Source organism: Ruegeria sp. C11 (genome assembly GCF_056537725.1).
The window spans coordinates 34620-53079 of the sequence record NZ_JBQFSB010000006.1; the positions used below are offsets into that span (position 1 = coordinate 34620).

Genomic DNA, 18460 nt, shown 5'->3' on the forward strand with positions numbered 1-18460 from the left:
TCTTCCCGGAATGCTCTGGCAAGGGACTTAACGATTGCGCTTTGGTAATTCTTCATCTTCTGTCCAGTCCCAGGTGCCCTGATCCCGTTCGGTCACGGCCTGTTTCCAGCCGACCTGTTCCGCACGGGTCTTGAAATTGATGCCTTCGGGAGAGTGCCGCGTAATGCCGTCAAAGATTGTGGCAAGACGCTGTGTTTGCATCATCCCGGTCTGTTCGATTGCCTGATTGATGACCATCTTTTGCATGGCCAACTGATTGATCGGAACCGTCGCCATGCGCGCGGCCATTTCCTCGACCGCATCGTCCAGCTGATCCGCAGGCACCGCCTTGAGTACCAGACCCATATCCGCTGCTTCGCGCCCGGTGATCTTGTCGCCGGTAAAGAGCATCCGTTTGGCTTTTTCGGCGCCCAGACGATAGACCCACATGGCCGTGGTCGGACAGCCCCAAACGCGGGCGGGCATGTACCCGATCTGCGCGTCCTCGGCCATGATGGTCATATCCGCACACAATGCGATGTCGGATCCTCCGGCCACGGCAAACCCATGAACTTTGCAGACCACGGGTTTCATTGCCCGCCAGAGGGACATGAAATGCTGCGTGTTGCGCCACATGAAACTGTAATCTTTTATCGGATCCCAAGGCATGGGCTGCGTTGCCTCTCCGCTGCCATTGCCTTCGGCGTAAAAGGTCAGATCGTATCCGGCGCAAAAGGCGGGGCCGTTGCCGGATAGGATCATGACGTGAACGCCCGGATCGGCATCAGCCCGCGCGACGGCTTCGGATAATTCTACCGGCAGTTCGTCATTGATCGCATTCATGACGTCCGGTCTGTTCAGAGTGATCCGCGCGATGCGCCCATCTTTTTCGTAGGAAACGACTGACATGAGCTCCTCCTTCTCCAGCGGCAGGAAATCACTCGTATTCGTAACTGCCTAGTCACCATGAAAAAGACGTCACGTCGCGGCGGTCGGGCCTTGCAATCCGTCGGTTTGGCCGGAACGTTGGCGCAGAGGGAGGAGCAGACATGCTGACAGGTATCCGCATCATCGAGATTGAGGGGCTTGGGCCCGGCCCGTTTGCCGCCATGATGTTGTCTGATCTTGGCGCTGACGTCGTTACCGTGCATCGCAAAAGTGGTCCTACAGCGCCCGGCGGTGCAGTAAAGTCTGTTCTGGACCGGGGAAAGCGGTCGATTGAGCTTGATTTGAAGGATGCGACCGATCTGGAAACCGCGAAACGGCTGATTGCCTCGGCGGACGGATTGATCGAGGGGTTTCGCCCGGGTGTGATGGAAAAACTGGGGCTGGGGCCGGAGGTTTGCCACGAACTGAATCCCGGTCTGGTTTACGGGCGCATGACGGGTTGGGGGCAGGGCGGTCCGCTGGCGCATGCTTCGGGCCATGATCTGAATTACATCTCACTGTCAGGTGCACTTTGGTACGGATCGGCGCCCGGCGATGCGCCGCAAACGCCTGCCACACTGGTCGGAGATATCGGTGGCGGCGCGATGTATCTGGTGGCTGGAATGCTGGCAGGTATTATCAATGCCCGTTCGACCGGTCAGGGGACCGTAGTTGACGCCGCAATATATGATGGATCGGCAAATATGATGAATTTGCTTATGGGGTTGCGACAGACAGGCAACCTGTCGGATGCACGGGGTCACAGCCTGCTTGACGGCCCGCACTGGAGCCGCACTTACGTTTGCGCGGATGGCGGGTATGTGTCCGTTCAGTGTCTTGAGGCCAAGTTTTATGCCGAGTTTCTGGAGCTCTTGGATCTGACGGATGATCCGGGTTTTCAACAGCAATACAATCCGGGAATGTGGCCTGAGCTGACCAAACGCCTTGCGTCGATTTTTGCCGGAAAGCCCCGCGACCATTGGGCCGATCTGTTTCTGGGAACGGATGCCTGTGTCGCCCCGGTCCTCAGCCCAGAGGAGGCCCGCGATCACGAAATGAACGCCGCGCGCTGCACTTGGCGGGATGTTGATGGCGATCTGCAGGCAGCCGCTGCACCGCGGTTTTCAACACAGGAATGGGAACCCAAACCCAGCCCGACACGCGGAGAGCACACGCAAGAGATTCTTGCAGAACTCGATAACCGATAAATCTGCTGACTTATCTGCCGCGCACCGTATCAATCATCAGCTGTACGTTTTCGGGGTCGGCGTCCGGTGTGATCCCGTGACCCAGATTGAAGATGTGCGGCCCGCCCGAAAATGCCTCGACAATGCGGCGGGTTTCATCCACCAGCGGCTGCCCGCCCGTCACCATGTGCGATGAGGCCAGATTGCCCTGAACGCAGCCATCCACCTGAACATGTTCAGCACCCCATTCGGGCGAAACCGAGTTGTCCAGCGCCACGCAATCAACCCCGGTTGCGTTGGCAAACCCGATATAGCCATCACCTGCTTCGCGGGGGAAGCCGATCACCGGAATACCGGGATGGCGTTCCTTGATCGCCTGCGTGATCACGCGGCAGGGCTCCACTGCGTATTTTGCAAATGCTTCCCCTTTCAGGGATCCGGCCCAGCTGTCGAAGATCTTGACCACTTCCGCACCGGCTTCAATCTGGGCGGAAAGATATTCGATGGTTGCCGCGGTGATCCGTTCGATCAGCGCCTCGAACAGGGCGGTATCGCCATCTTTCAGGGCGTGCGCGGGTCCCTGATCAGGTGTTCCACGCCCGGCGATCATGTATGTGGCGACCGTCCAAGGCGCGCCTGCAAATCCGATCAGCGTCGTTTCGGAAGGCAGTTCGCGCGACAGGATGCGAACGGTTTCGTAGACGGGCGCAAGGGTCTCGTGAATGTCATCGACGGGTTTCAGCGCGTCGAATTCCGTTTTCTGCGTGATTGTGGACAGGCGGGGCCCTTCGCCGGTCACGAACCACAAATCCGCGCCCAGGGCCTGTGGCACCAGCAGAATATCGGCAAACAGGATCGCCGCATCAAAGCCATAGCGGCGGATCGGCTGCAACGTCACCTCGGCGGCCAGTTCCGGGTTGTAGCAAAGCGACAGGAAATCCCCGGCCTGCGCGCGCGTCGCACGGTACTCGGGCAGATACCGCCCTGCCTGCCGCATCATCCAGATAGGCGGCACGTCCTGCACTTCACCCGCCAGCGCCCGCAGCAGTTTCTTTTTCTCGGCCATGCTCGTCCCCAATATTCCGGTTTGCGATACCGGTCTGCCTTCGGCGTCAATTTGTCAAGCTCTGCCCCCATTGTCAGGGCAATGTGACGCGACTAAAGCTTGCGTCATGACTTTGATCCTACCCTCCCCCGCATCGCCGCTGAAGATCGGCACCCGTGGCTCTCCACTGGCGCTGGCTCAGGCCCATGAGACCCGCCACCGACTGGGTGAGGCTTTCGATCTGCCGGAAGACGCGTTCGAGATCGTGGTGATCAAGACGACAGGCGACAACCGCGCCATGATCGACGCGGATCGTCCGCTGAAAGAGATCGGCAACAAAGGCCTGTTCACCAAAGAAATCGAAGAGGCGATGCTGAAAGGCGAAATCGATATCGCCGTGCACTCGACCAAGGATATGCCGGTCGAGCAGCCCGAGGGGCTGGTTCTGGACACCTTCCTGCCGCGCGAGGACGTGCGCGACGCGTTCATTTCCCCGCGGCTTGGTTCGATTCATGACCTGCCGGACGGCGCGGTCGTGGGCACGTCATCATTGCGGCGGCGCGCCCAACTGTTGCACCGGCGCCCGGACCTGAAGGTCGTGGAGTTCCGCGGAAACGTGCAGACCCGGCTTAAGAAGCTGGCAGATGGTGTTGCTGAATGCACATTCCTTGCGATGGCCGGTCTCCGGCGGCTGCAGATGGAAGACGTGCCGGCAACCGCCATTTCGCCGGATGACATGCTGCCTGCCATTGCGCAGGGGACCATCGGCATCGAACGGCGCAGCGATGATCATCGGGCCGCTGAAATGCTAGAAGCCATTCACAGCCGGGACACCGGTTTGCGCTTGGCGGCGGAACGGGCGTTGCTGGCGGCGCTTGACGGATCCTGTGAAACCCCGATCGCCGGTCTGGCGGAACTGGAGGGTAGCGCTCTGCGCCTACGCGGAGAGGTACTGCGCCCGGACGGCTCCGAATCCATCGCTGATGACGTGACCGGAAGCGCAGAAGATGGCGCTGAAATGGGCCGATCAATGGCGGCAGGGCTGCTTTCCCGGGCAGGTGACGGCTTTTTTGATTGGCGGTAGGGCAATTTTTTTCTTGAATGTGAACTAGTTCACTGTCGTCCCGTGAGATTTGCTTCAAAACGTACTCATCCCGGTTGGGTATGAGGATCAGTCCCGTATACATCGAAAATTTTGTGTGAGTTTTTCTTTTGGTGGTATTCGAGGGGGTGGGATTGATCCTCTGTCCTAGTCCGATAGGCCCTTCCCCAAATCGCTGGTAGCGCAAAAACATCCATCCGGATTAATCCCCGGAGGGTTTGTTCCCGATCATGCTTTGTTGAAAGTGACGCCGCGGTTTCTTTGACGGGGGGCCGGGTGTTTGAGACAATGTTGGTCGAGGAGACCACCATGACCCCAGGCAAAGCATACCTTGGCACCGACGAAATCCGGCCCTTGGCAAGGCGTTCCAATATCATGGGCGCGTGGTTGGTAGTGCACTGCTGGGGTTTGATTGCAATTGCCGTCGCCTTGTTTGGCTTTTTTCCAAACCCGATTACCTTTCTGATCGCGGTAATCGTGATCGGTTCACGTCAGTTAGGCTTGGCCATTCTGATGCACGAGGCTGCACACAATGCACTGTTTTCGTCTCAGCGTGTGAATGATTTTGTCGGTGAATGGCTGTGCGGCCGCCCGATTCTGGCCGAATTGGCGGCCTATCGTCATTATCACCTGACCCATCATCGCTTTACCCAGACGGATAAAGACCCGGATCTGGTGCTGTCGGCCAAATTCCCTACGTCTCATGCATCGCTGAAACGTAAATTCACCCGGGATCTGACAGGTCAGACCGGCGTGAAGCAGTTGTTTGGGCAGATATTGATGTCTTTCCGTCTGGCCGGGGACGAGGATGCCATCAAGGCCGCCGCATCTGATTTTGCCCAAAGCTTCAAAGCCCCCCAGCTATGGAAATCCCTTCCGGTTTTTCTGTTTGTCATAGTCCTGATGGGCCTTTTAGGCAGCTGGTGGTGGGGGCTGGCCTTTTGGCTTTTGCCCTACCTCACCTGGTTTCAGTTCGTTTTGCGCGTCCGCAACATTGCCGAGCATGGCGCGACCGAACAATCAGACAATCCTTTGCAAAACGTGCGGACCACTTATGCCGGACCTCTGGCGCGCCTTCTTGTTGCGCCGTACTGGGTCAACTACCACCTGGAGCATCACATGATCATGCATGTGCCCTGCTTCAATCTGCCCAAACTGCACAAGTCCCTGCTGAAAAAGGGGCTGGGGCCGCAGATGCGTAATGCCCCGAGTTACGCGCATGCCCTGCGCGAAGCAGGTTGGCGGTCAGCCGCAAAAGCAACACCGACCCCGTGAACGCTTGGGCTAGCCACGTCCGGTTCAGGGCGGTAAGGCTGTTCTGATACCTTTTCAGCAGGAAATTGGGGGCAGTCCAACATGCAGATGAGCGACACAAGGGAAATTCAGGCGGAACCTGCGGCAGTTTTTGCGGCATTGCTGGACCCGGAAGTGCTTAAGGTATGTGTGTCGGGAACGCAGGAGATTTCCGGCAACCCGACCGACGGGTATGAAGCAACGGTTGTGCAAAAAGTCGGGCCGGTGAAGGCGACCTTCAAGGGGACCGTCACCATGTCGGATATGGTGGAAAACGAGCGCCTCACCATCGCGGGTGAAGGAAAGGGGGGCGCAGCTGGCTTCGCGAAGGGCAGCGCCAGCGTCACATTGAGCGCGAGTGAAAGCGGCGGGACACTGCTGTCTTATGATGTTGACGCAAAGGTTGGCGGAAAGCTGGCCCAGCTGGGCAGTCGCTTGATTGACGGCTTTGCCAAGAAAATGGCGGATCAGTTCTTTTCGAACCTGCAGGAGCATCTGGAAGGACCGGCAGAAGAAGTTGCGGCTGAGGGCGACGATCAGAGCGAAGGAAAAAAAGGCTGGCTTGGACGTCTGACCGGACGCGACTGACACCTGCGCAAACGCGCAGCGCTTTGTGCGCATTTGACCTGTTCCGGAGCTGACCGGCGCGATAGGGTCACCGCCAGAACGGGGGAAATGCATGGCAACAATTCTGTCGATCAAGGATTTGCGCAAATCCTACGCCGATGGGTTCGAGGCGCTCAAAGGCGTTTCATTGGATATTGAAGAGGGCGAGATTCTCGCTCTGCTCGGCCCGAACGGGGCCGGGAAGACGACTCTGATTTCAACGGTTTGCGGGATAACGACGCCAACATCCGGATCGGTGACTGTTGGTGGGCATGACATACAGGCCGATTTTCGGGCCGCCCGCCGGATGATCGGTCTGGTACCTCAGGAAATCGCGCTTGAGCCGTTTGAAAAGGTCTGGAACACGGTGCGGTTCTCGCGCGGGCTTTTTGGCCATGGTCAGGATAGCGCCCGGATCGAGGAAATTCTTCGCAAGCTGTCTCTATGGGACAAACGCAAGAATGCGATCAAGGAGTTGTCCGGCGGCATGAAACGCCGCGTATTGATCGCCAAGGCCCTGGCGCACGAGCCGCGCATTCTGTTCCTTGATGAGCCCACCGCCGGTGTCGACGTCGAATTGCGTAAAGACATGTGGGACATCGTTGGCGAGTTGAAGAAAAGCGGCGTGACGATCATCCTGACCACGCACTACATAGAAGAGGCCGAGGCCATCGCGGATAGGGTGGGCGTTATCAACAAGGGCGAATTGCTGCTGGTTCAGGACAAGGACACGCTGATGGCGCAGATGGGCAAGAAGCAGCTTGAGGTCATGCTGACCGAAGCCATCAGCGCAATTCCCGACTGTCTCTCCGAGCACAATCTGACCTTGAACGGGGAAGGCGACTCGCTGATCTACACCTATGATACCCATGCCGACCGAACAGGTATCACCACTCTGCTAAATGACGTGTCGCAGGCTGGGCTGATATTGCGCGACGTGCAAACCCGGCAGTCCAGCCTTGAGGAGATATTCGTCAATCTCGTTTCGGGAGAGGCCGCATGAACTGGTCCGCGATTGCCGCAATCTATCGTTTCGAGATGAACCGCTTTTTCAGAACGCTGGCGCAGAGCTTTCTGTCACCGGTCCTGTCCACCTCGCTTTATTTCGTGGTTTTCGGCACGGCCATCGGCAGCCGCATTCAGGAGGTTGAGGGCGTCTCGTACGGTGCATTCATCGTGCCCGGGCTGATCATGTTGTCGGTTGTTATGCTATCGATTTCGAACGCGTCGTTCGGCATCTACTTTCCCAAGTTTCTTGGCACGATCTACGAATTGTTGTCGGCCCCGATCAACTTTATCGAAATCGTGATCGGCTATGTTGGCGCGGCTGCAACCAAGGCCCTGTTCGTCGGTGTGGTGATACTCGTTACGGCAACCTTCTTTGTTGAAATCCGCATCGAGCATCCTTTTGCGATGGTGGCATTTCTGGTTCTGTCCTGTCTCAGTTTTTCGTTGCTGGGCTTCATCGTCGGTATCTGGGCCAGCAATTTCGAACAGATGTCGCTGATCCCGCAACTTGTAGTGACGCCGCTTATTTTTCTGGGCGGGACCTTTTATTCCATATCGATGCTGCCGCCGATCTGGCAGACGATTACGTTGTTCAACCCAGTTTTGTACCTGATCTCGGGGTTCCGCTGGTCCTTCTACGGTCTAGCGGATGTGCCGATCCTGCTCAGCCTTCTGGCCATCTTGGCGTTTACGGGTCTGTGTCTTGGAATCATCTGGTGGATCTTCAAAACCGGCTGGCGCATTCGCAGCTAGCGAAGCGTCAGCAGGCGTTGCATTTTTGCCCATCGGCTGTGCCAATTTCGTTCACGTAGCGTCTCTGCTATCCCGGGCGTCTTGTTTACCGGGTGGCGGCACTCTACATCGGCACCCATGAAACTTAGCCTTCCGTTTCTCAAGAAGCAGCCTGTCGTGGCGGTGGTCCGGATGTCCGGAGCCATCGGAATGGCAGGTCGTGCGTCACTGAATGACAACACTCTGGCGCCGGTACTGGAAAAGGCGTTTCGCAAGGGTAAGCCGGCGGCGGTTGCGCTTGAGCTCAATTCGCCCGGCGGTTCCCCGGTGCAAAGCTCACTGATCGGCGCGCGAATCCGGCGGCTGTCGGACGAGCTGGACGTTCCGGTTTTTGCCTTTGTCGAGGATGTGGCCGCGTCGGGAGGATATTGGTTGGCTGCGGCGGCAGATGAAATCTGGGCCGACGACAGTTCTGTTCTGGGATCGATCGGAGTTATTTCCTCCAGCTTCGGCGCGCATGTGTTTCTTGCCCGGCAGGGGCTTGAGCGGCGGGTTCATACAGCGGGGAAATCAAAATCCATGCTGGATCCGTTTTCACCGGAAAAGGAAGAAGACGTCGAGCGGCTCAAGCATATCCTTGGCGATATCCATGAGAACTTTATTGATCACGTCAAAGACAGGCGCGGCAGCAAGCTGGACGACAAGACCGATTTGTTCACGGGCGAAATCTGGCTGGCGAAGCGCGCCGAGAAACTTGGCCTGATTGACGGAATTGCGCATCTCAAGCCCAAGATGCAGGAGAAATTCGGAGACAAGGTCAAGTTCCGCCGCTACGGCGTTCGCAAACCGCTTTGGTCGCGGTTTGGTGCCGAACTGGCGCAGGATGCGGTTGCCGGGATAGAGGAGCGGGCGGCCTACGCGCGCTTTGGTCTCTGACGTGATCATAAAGGTGGTCACCCTTTTTCTTGTCGCCATGGCCGTTCTGGCGATGTTCGGAAGACTTCGCTTTCCGGGGCAACGTCGGCTGCAATCGTCCAAATGCCCCCGCTGCGGGCGATATCGGATCGGTAAAGGCCCCTGCGCCTGCGAGCGGGGGGACCGCACATGACGGCATGGCTGTTTTCGGGGCTTGGGCTGTTGATCCTGCTGCTGGGGGGCGACGCGCTGGTGCGTGGCGCCGTAAATCTCAGCCTGCGCCTTGGTGTTCCTGCGCTGATCGTCAGCCTGACAATCGTCGCTTTCGGGACATCGGCACCGGAACTGCTGATCGCCATCAGCGCGGTGAAGGAAAACGCGCCGGGCATCGCCCTGGGTAACGTCGTCGGTTCGAACACGGCCAACATTCTTCTTGTGCTGGGACTTCCCGCCCTGCTTGCCACGCTTCACACCAGTGAATGCAACAGCCGCCGAAACTATGTTTTCATGCTGATTGCATCCGTTCTGTTCATTGCACTAGCCTTTTGTGGGGTCTTTACGGTCGTAAGCGGGGCGATCCTGCTTGCGGCGCTTGCGCTTGTTTTGGGGAATGCGTTCCGGCAGGCGCGCGCGCATCGCAAGGCCTGCGGTGCAGCATGCGAGGAAGAAGACGAATTGGAAGGGTTGGAGGAAGCCGACCCGGATATGCCGTACTGGAAAGTCGCGATGTACCTGATCCTGGGTCTGATCGGCCTGCCCATCGGGGCGCATCTGCTGGTCGAAAACGCGACAGTTATCGCGCGGACCTACGGCGTCAGCGAAACCGTCATAGGTTTGACGCTGGTGGCGGTTGGCACATCGTTGCCGGAACTGGCGACCACCGTCATGGCCGCATTGCGGCGGCAGGCCGATGTCGCGCTGGGCAATGTGATCGGCTCGAACATGTTCAACCTGCTGGCCATTGTCGGTATCGCCACGCTGTTCGGCAAAATACCCGTCGACCCGGAGTTCCTGTATTTTGACCTTTGGGTCATGCTGGGCGCATCTCTTTTGCTGGTTCCGTTCGTGTTCTTCAAACAGGATATCACCCGTGCGTGGGGCTTTGTCTTGACCTTGCTCTACGCAGTCTATGTGATCATTTTGCTGGCATAATTTCTTTAAGGGAGCCTCGTCATGACCCGAGCACTCGTAACCGGTGCGGGCATTCGTCTGGGCCGCGCGATGGCGCTGTATCTGGCCGAGCGCGGAATGGACGTGGCGGTCCACTATGCCACGTCAGCAGAAGCCGCAGAAGATACCGTCGCGGCCATCCGTTCAATGGGGCGCAAATCGGTCGCTCTGCAAGCCGATTTGCTGGACGAATCTCGAGTCGAGGCGCTTTTGCCGGATGCGGTCGAGGCTTTGGGTGGGCCAATCACCTGCCTGATCAACAATGCGTCGGTTTTCGAATACGACAATATCCACACGGCAACCCGGCAAAGCTGGGATCGGCATATGGACAGCAACCTGCGCGCGCCGTTCCTTCTGACGCAGCAGATGGCCGAGCAAGGTTTGCAGGCGGAAATCGATGCAAATGGTGAACCGATAGCGTCGGGTCTGATCGTCAATATGGTCGATATGCGTGTCCGCAAACTGACGCCCGAGTTCATGTCATACACGATTGCAAAAATGGGGCTGTGGGCGTTGACGAGGACCGCAGCGCAGGCTTTGACACCGGCCATTCGCGTGAACGCAATCGGCCCGGGTCCGACATTGCAAGGGCACCGTCAGAGCGATGCTCATTTCGCCGCTCAAAGGGCCAACACGATTCTGGAGCGGGGTGCGAATCCGTCGGATATCACGGCCGCGCTGGGCTATTTTTTGGACGCACATGCTGTCACGGGACAGCTGTTGTGTGTGGATGGAGGCCAGCATCTTGGCTGGCGAACACCTGATATTCTTGGGGTTGAATAGGCGGAATCGATGCAAGTTTTGCACCGCTCGCGTTTCCGTTACTTTGACGTTACAAAAATGTCTTATTTTTCATATACTTGACAGGTGATACTGTTTTTTGTGTTTAATTTCAATATCTTAATATTGTGCCTATTTTTTGTGCAACTCAAGGAATGCCCAACGTTTCATGGGGAATCTGCAAGTTCACAAAAGTTATATGCATAGTTATCCACAGAAACCGTGGATTTGTTTCCTCTTGATTTGAGATGCTCAAGATTGCAGCCGACGCCAGAGAATCATATTTCAGTGCAATGACTCCCGAGAGCGAATCGACCTCAACCGAAAACCTTACTGGCTATGCCTGTATCCAGAGCTATCTGAAGTCACTGGACAGTTCGCCCGGTGTCTACCGAATGCTGGATCTGGATAGCCGTGTTCTCTATGTCGGCAAGGCCCGCAATCTGCGGGCCCGGGTTTCGAACTATGCGCGGCCGGGCCATTCCGGGCGGATCGAGCGGATGATTGCCGCGACCGCTTCGATGATGTTTCTAACGACGCGAACCGAGACCGAGGCGTTGCTGCTGGAACAGAACCTGATCAAGCAGCTCAAGCCGAAATACAACGTGTTGCTGAGGGACGACAAAAGCTTTCCCAACATTCTGGTCGCCAAGGACCACGCCTTTCCTCAGATCAAGAAACATCGTGGCGCCAAGAAGGAAAAGGGAACTTACTTTGGCCCATTTGCCAGCGCCGGTGCGGTGAACCGTACACTGAACCAGCTGCAAAAGGCATTTCTGCTGCGCAATTGCTCGGATTCCATGTTCGAAAGCCGAACGCGCCCCTGTCTTCTGTTTCAGATCAAGCGGTGTTCGGGCCCTTGTGTGGGCCTAATCTCGGAGGAGGGGTATGCCGAAAGCGTCAAGGATGCAGAACGTTTTCTGTCTGGCCGCTCAACCAGAGTGCAGGAAGATCTGGCGCTACAGATGCAGGAAGCGTCTGACGCTATGGAGTTCGAACGCGCTGCCGGTCTGCGCGATCGCATACGCGCGTTGACACAGGTTCAGACCTCGCAAGGTATCAATCCGCGTAGCGTGGCCGAGGCGGATGTGATCGCCATGCATATGGAAGGTGGACAGGCGTGCGTGCAGGTTTTCTTTGTCCGCGCCAACCAGAATTGGGGCAACAAGGATTTTTATCCACGCGTAGGCCCGGATGTATCCGCGGCCGAGGCGATGGAGGCCTTCCTCGGCCAGTTCTACGATAACAAGGAGCCGCCCCGGCAACTGATCCTTTCGGATGCCATCGAAAACGCGGATCTGATGCAGCAGGCGCTTTCGGAAAAGGCCGGGCGCAAGGTTGAAATTCTTGTCCCCCAACGCGGGGAAAAGACCGAACTGGTATCCGGGGCCCTGCGAAACGCCCGCGAGTCGCTGGCCCGGCGTATGTCAGAAAGTGCCACGCAGGCCAAGCTGTTGCGCGGTGTGGCCGAAGCGTTCGACCTGGATGGCCCGCCGGGTCGGATCGAGGTCTACGACAACTCGCACATTCAGGGCACCAACGCCGTGGGCGGTATGATTGTGGCTGGCCCGGAAGGCTTTGTGAAAAACGCTTATCGCAAGTTCAACATTCGCGGCGACGACCTGACGCCCGGTGATGATTTCGGCATGATGAAAGAAGTTCTTTCCCGGCGTTTCACCCGCCTTCTCAAAGAAGATCCCGACCGCGACAAGGGGCTGTGGCCTGATCTGCTGCTGATCGATGGCGGCGCCGGGCAGGTCAGCGCGGTGCATGAGATCATGCTGGTCCATGGGGTCGCGGATATTCCAATGGTCGGCGTCGCCAAAGGCATCGACCGCGACCACGGCAAAGAGGAATTCCACCGTATCGGACAGCGCCCCTTTGCGCTGAAACGCAACGATCCTGTTTTGTACTTCATTCAGCGACTGCGGGACGAGGCGCACCGCTTTGCCATTGGCACACACCGCGCCAAACGCGCCAAAGCAGTCGGCGCGACGCCTCTGGATGAAATCCCTGGGGTAGGTGCCGCCCGCAAACGCGCTCTGCTTGCTCATTTTGGCAGCGCCAAGGCTGTCAGTCGTGCGAACCTTGCAGACCTGAAAGCGGTTGACGGTATCTCGGCGGGGTTGGCGCAAAAGGTCTATGACTTCTTCCACGACAAGGGTTAGCAAAGCCTTCGTATTTTCTTCTGCGCAAAAATACCTTAATCGGCAGCACCGTGCACTGCACGGTTTTTCAACGCCGTGCCTTCCCTGTCCCGCATGACCGATATAGTGTCCGCCGCATGAAGTGGAATTTGCCCAACATTCTGACCTTGCTCCGCCTGCTGGCCGCGCCTGGTCTTGCCGTGATGTTTCTGTATTTTACGCGGCCGTACGCCGATTGGTTCGCGCTGATCCTGTTCCTGTCCGCCGCCATTACCGACTGGTTCGACGGATACCTTGCCCGGGCATGGAAGCAGGAAACCAAGATGGGGGCGATGCTGGATCCCATCGCCGACAAGGCGATGGTTGTCATCGCGCTGATGATCCTTGTGGGATATTCAACCGAACACTGGACGCCGTGGCTGGTGCTTCCGGCAACCGTGATCCTGTTTCGTGAGGTGTTTGTCTCCGGCCTGCGTGAATACCTTGGCGATGTTGCAGGGACCCTGAAGGTGACCAAACTGGCCAAGTGGAAAACGACTGCACAAATGGTTGCCATTGCCGTCCTGTTCTCGCAGGGGATATTCGAACACTATCTCGTCATGTCGTCCTTTGGCATGGACGATGCGCTGATATCGCAAATCCTTAATGGCGAGGTAGAGGATGTGCTCGGCCTGCGATGGAAACTCGAAGGCATGTTCTGGTCTGGTCGGATCGGCCTGTGGCTTTTGTGGATTGCCGCGACCCTGACGTTGATCACCGGCTATGACTACCTACGTAAAGCCATGCCCCATCTGAAGGAGTCCTAAGGTATGGATGTGCTTTATTTTGCCTGGGTCCGCGAACGGATCGGCCTGCCGAAAGAGCGCGTTGAAACGACCGCGTCCACGGTATCCGAACTAGTGGCCGAACTGCGCGAACGCGAACCCCGGTACGAGGCCGCCTTTGCCGATCTTTCCGCATTGCGCGTTGCGCTGGATCAGGAGCTTTCCGATTTCGATGCCCCGCTGAACGGTGTGCGCGAAGTTGCGTTTTTTCCACCGATGACAGGTGGCTGAGCCTATGCGGATCGTCGTGCAGCAGGATGCGTTTGATCTGGGGGCCGAGGCCAACGCCTTTGCCGCCGGGGATACCACCAGTGGCGCCGTGGTGACCTTTACCGGTGTTGTCCGGGATCTGGCCAGCGGCGACCTAGATGTGATGGAGATCGAGCACTATCCGGGGATGACCGAAAAGGCGCTGGAAAAGATTGCTCAAGAAGCCAAAAAACGTTGGTCGCTGGGTAATGTGTTGGTCATTCATCGCCACGGCCGACTTGCGCCCGGGGATCGGATCATGATGGTTGCAACCTCTGCCCGTCACCGCAAGGATGCTTTCGAGGCGGCAGAATACCTGATGGATTACCTCAAATCGCGCGCGCCGTTCTGGAAAAAGGAAATTACCACATCCGGATCGGATTGGGTCGCGGCCAGAGATGAAGACGAGGATGCGCTGACTCGCTGGTAGGCCGGATGCCGACACCCGCGTCAGGGATGTCGGCGAGGGCAGAATCAAATCAGCCGGATTGTTCCGTATTGCACTCACGGGCCGCTTCGATGGCCTTGAAGGTGCCGTCCAGATTTACCCCAAATGCAAATTCTTTCTCGGGGAACACGATCATCTCGTGTTTCTTCATGACGTCATCGACGAATTGCGGGTTATTCGCCAGTATGTATCCACCGGTGTAACCCTCTGCCAGATGCTTGGTCTTTTTGTGGGCTTCCGCCGAATACAGATTTCCGTCGAGGGACAGGATGATTTCTTCCTTTTTCCCTTTCAGCCCGATGTCGTTTTTGGTGAATACGCCCAGATACCCCATTTCATGATCTGCGGTCAGGCCCATCTGTACGACGTTGGCGTTTTCGTCCATGCGCTCGATAAGGCAGGACTTGCGGTTGTCATCCACAAAGATGGTCCATCCCGATTCTTCACCCCACTTTGTGAAGGTGTCGTTTTCTGACGGAATTACATCGTCCGACGCCAAGGCCGAAGTGGCAGCGAAAACGCTCAGGATGGTTGCGGTTTTGAAAGTTGTCTTGAAATTCATGGCACGCTCCATTGTGCTGGATGGTGTTTCCAAGTGGTGCAGGCAAAAATGCACCCATGCAGTATGTTGAATTTATTGGACAAGTCAAAGTTGTATCGCGGGTACCGGCCAATTTACGCCGACGCAAAAACGTACCCGCGATTTCATTGGCGAGGTTGGCTGAATCCGTCTCTGAAAATCCCGGGCTAACCGACGGCGAAACAGGTTGCGTAGCTTTCAGTCAGCGTTGTTGATCCTGCCGCGCAACTCCTCGGCTTCTTGCCGGGCGGCGCGCAAACCCTCCATAGCGGCAGAAAGTTCTGCTTCGGTTTGCGTCAGCTGATTGGTCAGCTCCGCCTCGCGCTGCTGCAAATAGGTGATCGCCTGATCGCGGGTTTCTTCTGCTTCATGCAGCTCCTGGCTCATTCGGTCCAGATCCGCCACATCGCTTTGCCGGACGCGCGACAGACGATGCGCCAGCCAGTTGGCGAACCAACCCATGCAGAAGGCCACAAAAAGGATGATCGCGGTTGCGATGATGAATTCCGTTCTGTTCATGTCACTGCTCCTGCGCCTCTACTTCCGGGCTGTCCTCGGCCTGCTCGACTTCCTGCTCTTGTTGGGATGCTTCCAGAGCATCAAGGCCTGTTTCCGTATCCTCCACCGGTTCGGGGCGGATCAGCCGGAACTCGATTCGGCGGTTCTCTTCGCGGCCTTCTTCGGTATCGTTGTCGGCGATCGGCTGTGTTTCCCCATATCCCACGGCAAGGTAGCTGGATGTGGGAACCCGACGGGCGCGCAACTCGTTCAGGATGGATTGAGCCCGCGACTGGCTGAGTTGCTGGTTCATTTCTTCGCGGCCCTGACTGTCGGTGTGGCCCTGAATTTCCATTCGGATCGGCCCGCATTCCCGCAGGATGTCGGCGATCTGGTTCAGGGTCTCCAGTGCGTCCGAAGCCACCGTTGCCGAACCGGGTTCAAATGCGATCTTCCGGCTTTCCTGCACTTCGGCGATGCGTGCTTCACAGGTTTCCGGGTCTGGTAACGTATCTTCGGGTTCGGGTGGTGGCTGATAGGTTATGGACAGGGTGAAATCCTGCGCCTCGCCCAGCTTGTCCGACAGTATGCGCGCGATTTCGGCTTTGGCGTCTTCTTCGTGGCTCATGCCGCTCAGGACAACCGCGTCCGGGGTTACGGTGAGGGCGCCGTTGTTCAGGTAGGATAACGCCTCAAGACCAGCCAGCACGCGAACTGGCCAGTCCGCCGGAAGTCCGGATACCATACGGGTTGCGATATGAACCCTGCCGGACCCAAAGGCCGCCTGCGCGTAGCTGTCCACCATATCACGCAAAGTTTCGTCATTCACCCGCCCGCGCAGTTGAACCAATCCTTCGGGGCTGCGGGTTGCCGTAAACTCGGGCGGGCCGCCTGTTTCTGCAATCTCAGGCTCGGGCAGCACTGCATGCAGGGCAAAAACATCGGGCAGTGCGTTTTCAAGCTCACCCACAACTCTGTCGAACAGGGACTGGTCGGTACCCTGTGCAGCGATCAGCGTGATATCCGCGTCCGACATGGTGACCGAGCCCTGACCCAGTGCGGCCACCGACTGGATGCCCAGTTCCGCGGCTCTTGCCCATCTCGGGGAGGGCACACCAAGACCGATCGTACAGCTTGCCCGGCCGCTCAACCCAGACCGCTGCGCAGCAGCGATTATGCTGTCGCGCGCGGCGTCATCCTGAGCCGAACAGGCATCGAAACGCCCGCCGTTTTCGTCAATCAGGTAGCGCAGGGTGAATGGTGTGATGACCGGGCGAGGGGCCGTGATGGACAAACCGATCCGCAGACTTGGCGGCGCGGAACGTGTCAGGTCCTGTTCCAGTTTTTCTTTTTCCTGCTGACTATCGGCAATCGCTGTTATCTTTACGAGGCCCGGGCTGGCCGAAATCTTGGCGCGCGGCAGACGTGTTAGCGCCTGCACGGCATAGGACATCGCGTCGTCCCACCCCTTGGGTTTGGGATAGTCGGCACTTTCCATCAAATCCGAGACGTTGGCATTGCCATCAATATTGCGCAGCGTCTGCACGAACGCTTCGCGGTCTTCGCTGGCCGGTATCAGGCCAATGACCGAAATACCGCTGTCATTGCGCAGGATTTCGGCGGAAAACCGGGGCGGCGCAAGATCTGCGGTCGGAGCAACGTCCATTTCGTCGATCACGCGTGAGGCGTCGACTTCCGTTCCCGCAACGGTCAGAGCATTGAACCGGGTCGCTTCGTCCTTGGCCGTGCCTGTCAGGACAACCCGAAGTCCGTCCGACTGAACCTCGGCCCATTCATGCGCTTCCAGTGACAGCGCACGACGCACCGCCCTTTCCGATTCCGCCTCGACCCGCGAAACAGCAAAGATCGCTCCGGTCAGGGCAAGTCCCGCTGCCACGGCAAAAGTCAGAAGAACGACGATGGAATAGGAAAGGCGCATGAACGGACAGTCACTCTTCGAACGGTTGGTGCGAAGTCATATAGGCCATAATCCCGAGGTGCAATCAGGCCAGCAGGGCGGCGCAGAAGAAGATCAGCGGAATAAGGCCGGTATCCCGATTGGACCGGAACAACTGTATCAGCTTGGAATTATCCTCGATGTCCAGTCCGCGCAGTTGCCAGGCCATGTGCCAGCCCATGGCCCATGGCCCGGCAATGGCAAGCACCAGTGCCAGAACGGATGCGTCTGGCAAAGCGGCCTCGATCACGGCAAGGCCCATCAAGCCGATGGTCGCTACAAGAAAGTACTTCAGCCAGCGCGCAGTGTCCGTGCCAAACAACCGAGCGGTGGACTTGATCCCGATCAGGGCGTCATCTTCAGTGTCCTGATGGGCATAGATCGTGTCATAGAACAACGTCCAAGAAATACCGGCGGCATACAAAATTACCGCTGGCCATCCGACTGAACCGCTGTGGGCAGTCCATGCCAGCAAGGCCCCCCAGTTGAAGGCAAGGCCCAGAAAAACCTGAGGCCACCATGTAAAGCGTTTGGCATAAGGATAGATTGCAACCGGCAGCAGCGACAAAACACCCATGGCGATGGCGGCCCGGTTGAACGTCAGCAGGATCAGCAGCGCCAAAAGACTTTGCAGAACCATCCAGGCGACGGCCTGTCTGACGGACACCTGACCCGATGGAATCGGCCGGGACCGTGTTCGTTCGACCTGGCCATCGAAATTGCGGTCGGTGATGTCATTCCAGGTGCACCCCGCGCCTCGCATCAGAAATGCCCCCAAGGCACAGCCGATGGCGATCCAGGCGTCCTCCCAGCGTGGGTTGCCATCGTCCAGAATCGCCAGTGCCAGACCCCACCAGCAGGGAATCAACAGCAACCACGTTCCAATCGGACGGTCCGCGCGCGACAGCCGCAAATATGGCCGGCTGAACGCGGGTGCGTAACTATCTACCCAATTGCCGGAAACGGCATCAGCGACTTGTCCATCTGGCGTTGGGACATTGCCTTGCATATGT

The 18460-nt window shown here is 57.7% G+C and carries 19 protein-coding genes; 13 read left to right on the forward strand and 6 right to left on the reverse strand.

The features are described from left to right. Window positions 1-27 precede the first annotated feature (27 nt). Window positions 28-888 carry a crotonase/enoyl-CoA hydratase family protein gene (locus ACR0NA_RS12305; protein WP_170654471.1) on the reverse strand — a complete coding sequence of 287 codons (861 nt, stop codon included), beginning with the start codon at window positions 886-888 and terminating at the stop codon, window positions 28-30. A gap of 140 nt (window positions 889-1028) precedes the next feature. Between ACR0NA_RS12305 and ACR0NA_RS12310 the strand changes: the two genes are divergently transcribed. Beyond that, on the forward strand, window positions 1029-2114 hold the full coding sequence (locus ACR0NA_RS12310; protein ID WP_480729283.1) for a CaiB/BaiF CoA transferase family protein: 1086 nt from the start codon (window positions 1029-1031) through the stop codon (window positions 2112-2114). Window positions 2115-2124: 10 nt separating this feature from the next. On the opposite strand, the gene hemE is transcribed toward ACR0NA_RS12310, so the two are convergent. Continuing rightward, a complete protein-coding gene (gene hemE / locus ACR0NA_RS12315) occupies window positions 2125-3159 on the reverse strand; it encodes a uroporphyrinogen decarboxylase (protein ID WP_480729285.1) in 1035 nt (344 codons plus the stop codon). Window positions 3160-3265: 106 nt separating this feature from the next. Here hemE and hemC point away from each other — a divergent pair, with 106 nt between their 5' ends. The 12 genes from hemC (at window position 3266) to ACR0NA_RS12375 (ending at window position 14394) form a co-directional block, all read left to right on the forward strand. Beyond that, window positions 3266-4222, forward strand: a complete 957-nt coding sequence (hemC, locus tag ACR0NA_RS12320; RefSeq protein ID WP_480729286.1) for a hydroxymethylbilane synthase — start codon at window positions 3266-3268, stop codon at window positions 4220-4222. A 327-nt stretch (window positions 4223-4549) separates the two neighbouring features. Further along, window positions 4550-5515, forward strand: a complete 966-nt coding sequence (locus ACR0NA_RS12325) for a fatty acid desaturase family protein (protein WP_480729289.1) — start codon at window positions 4550-4552, stop codon at window positions 5513-5515. An 81-nt stretch (window positions 5516-5596) separates the two neighbouring features. After that, complete coding sequence (locus ACR0NA_RS12330; protein ID WP_480729291.1) at window positions 5597-6121, forward strand: SRPBCC family protein; 525 nt, start codon at window positions 5597-5599, stop codon at window positions 6119-6121. Window positions 6122-6212: 91 nt separating this feature from the next. After that, complete coding sequence (locus ACR0NA_RS12335; protein WP_480729292.1) at window positions 6213-7142, forward strand: ABC transporter ATP-binding protein; 930 nt, start codon at window positions 6213-6215, stop codon at window positions 7140-7142. Beyond that, window positions 7139-7900: an ABC transporter permease gene (locus ACR0NA_RS12340; protein WP_480729294.1), complete on the forward strand. Its 762-nt coding sequence runs from the start codon at window positions 7139-7141 to the stop codon at window positions 7898-7900. Before ACR0NA_RS12335 ends, ACR0NA_RS12340 begins: the two co-directional genes overlap by 4 nt. A gap of 117 nt (window positions 7901-8017) precedes the next feature. Continuing rightward, a complete protein-coding gene (locus ACR0NA_RS12345; RefSeq protein WP_480729297.1) occupies window positions 8018-8815 on the forward strand; it encodes a S49 family peptidase in 798 nt (265 codons plus the stop codon). 168 nt (window positions 8816-8983) lie between these two features. Further along, entirely contained in the window at window positions 8984-9946 is a 963-nt protein-coding gene (locus ACR0NA_RS12350; RefSeq protein ID WP_480729300.1) for a calcium/sodium antiporter, read from the forward strand. Between the two features lie 21 nt (window positions 9947-9967). Then, window positions 9968-10747, forward strand: coding sequence for an SDR family oxidoreductase (locus ACR0NA_RS12355; RefSeq protein WP_480729301.1), 780 nt, complete (start codon window positions 9968-9970; stop codon window positions 10745-10747). A gap of 290 nt (window positions 10748-11037) precedes the next feature. Next, on the forward strand, window positions 11038-12912 hold the full coding sequence (uvrC, locus tag ACR0NA_RS12360) for an excinuclease ABC subunit UvrC (RefSeq protein ID WP_480729303.1): 1875 nt from the start codon (window positions 11038-11040) through the stop codon (window positions 12910-12912). Window positions 12913-13028: 116 nt separating this feature from the next. Then, window positions 13029-13697 carry a CDP-diacylglycerol--glycerol-3-phosphate 3-phosphatidyltransferase gene (gene pgsA / locus ACR0NA_RS12365; RefSeq protein ID WP_480729305.1) on the forward strand — a complete coding sequence of 223 codons (669 nt, stop codon included), beginning with the start codon at window positions 13029-13031 and terminating at the stop codon, window positions 13695-13697. A 3-nt stretch (window positions 13698-13700) separates the two neighbouring features. After that, the gene (moaD, locus tag ACR0NA_RS12370) at window positions 13701-13946 is read left to right on the forward strand and encodes a molybdopterin converting factor subunit 1 (protein ID WP_480729307.1); all 246 of its coding nucleotides are present in this window, start codon (window positions 13701-13703) and stop codon (window positions 13944-13946) included. A gap of 4 nt (window positions 13947-13950) precedes the next feature. Further along, a complete protein-coding gene (locus ACR0NA_RS12375) occupies window positions 13951-14394 on the forward strand; it encodes a molybdenum cofactor biosynthesis protein MoaE (RefSeq protein ID WP_480729309.1) in 444 nt (147 codons plus the stop codon). Window positions 14395-14443: 49 nt separating this feature from the next. On the opposite strand, the gene ACR0NA_RS12380 is transcribed toward ACR0NA_RS12375, so the two are convergent. From ACR0NA_RS12380 to ubiA, 4 genes are all read right to left on the reverse strand, one after another. Next, window positions 14444-14974: a hypothetical protein gene (locus ACR0NA_RS12380; protein WP_480451621.1), complete on the reverse strand. Its 531-nt coding sequence runs from the start codon at window positions 14972-14974 to the stop codon at window positions 14444-14446. Window positions 14975-15190: 216 nt separating this feature from the next. Next, complete coding sequence (locus tag ACR0NA_RS12385) at window positions 15191-15511, reverse strand: hypothetical protein (protein WP_170654504.1); 321 nt, start codon at window positions 15509-15511, stop codon at window positions 15191-15193. A gap of 1 nt (window position 15512) precedes the next feature. Beyond that, a complete protein-coding gene (locus tag ACR0NA_RS12390) occupies window positions 15513-17429 on the reverse strand; it encodes an OmpA family protein (RefSeq protein WP_480729312.1) in 1917 nt (638 codons plus the stop codon). 64 nt (window positions 17430-17493) lie between these two features. Then, on the reverse strand, window positions 17494-18456 hold the full coding sequence (gene ubiA, locus ACR0NA_RS12395; RefSeq protein ID WP_480729314.1) for a 4-hydroxybenzoate octaprenyltransferase: 963 nt from the start codon (window positions 18454-18456) through the stop codon (window positions 17494-17496). Between the last annotated feature and the right edge of the window lie 4 nt (window positions 18457-18460).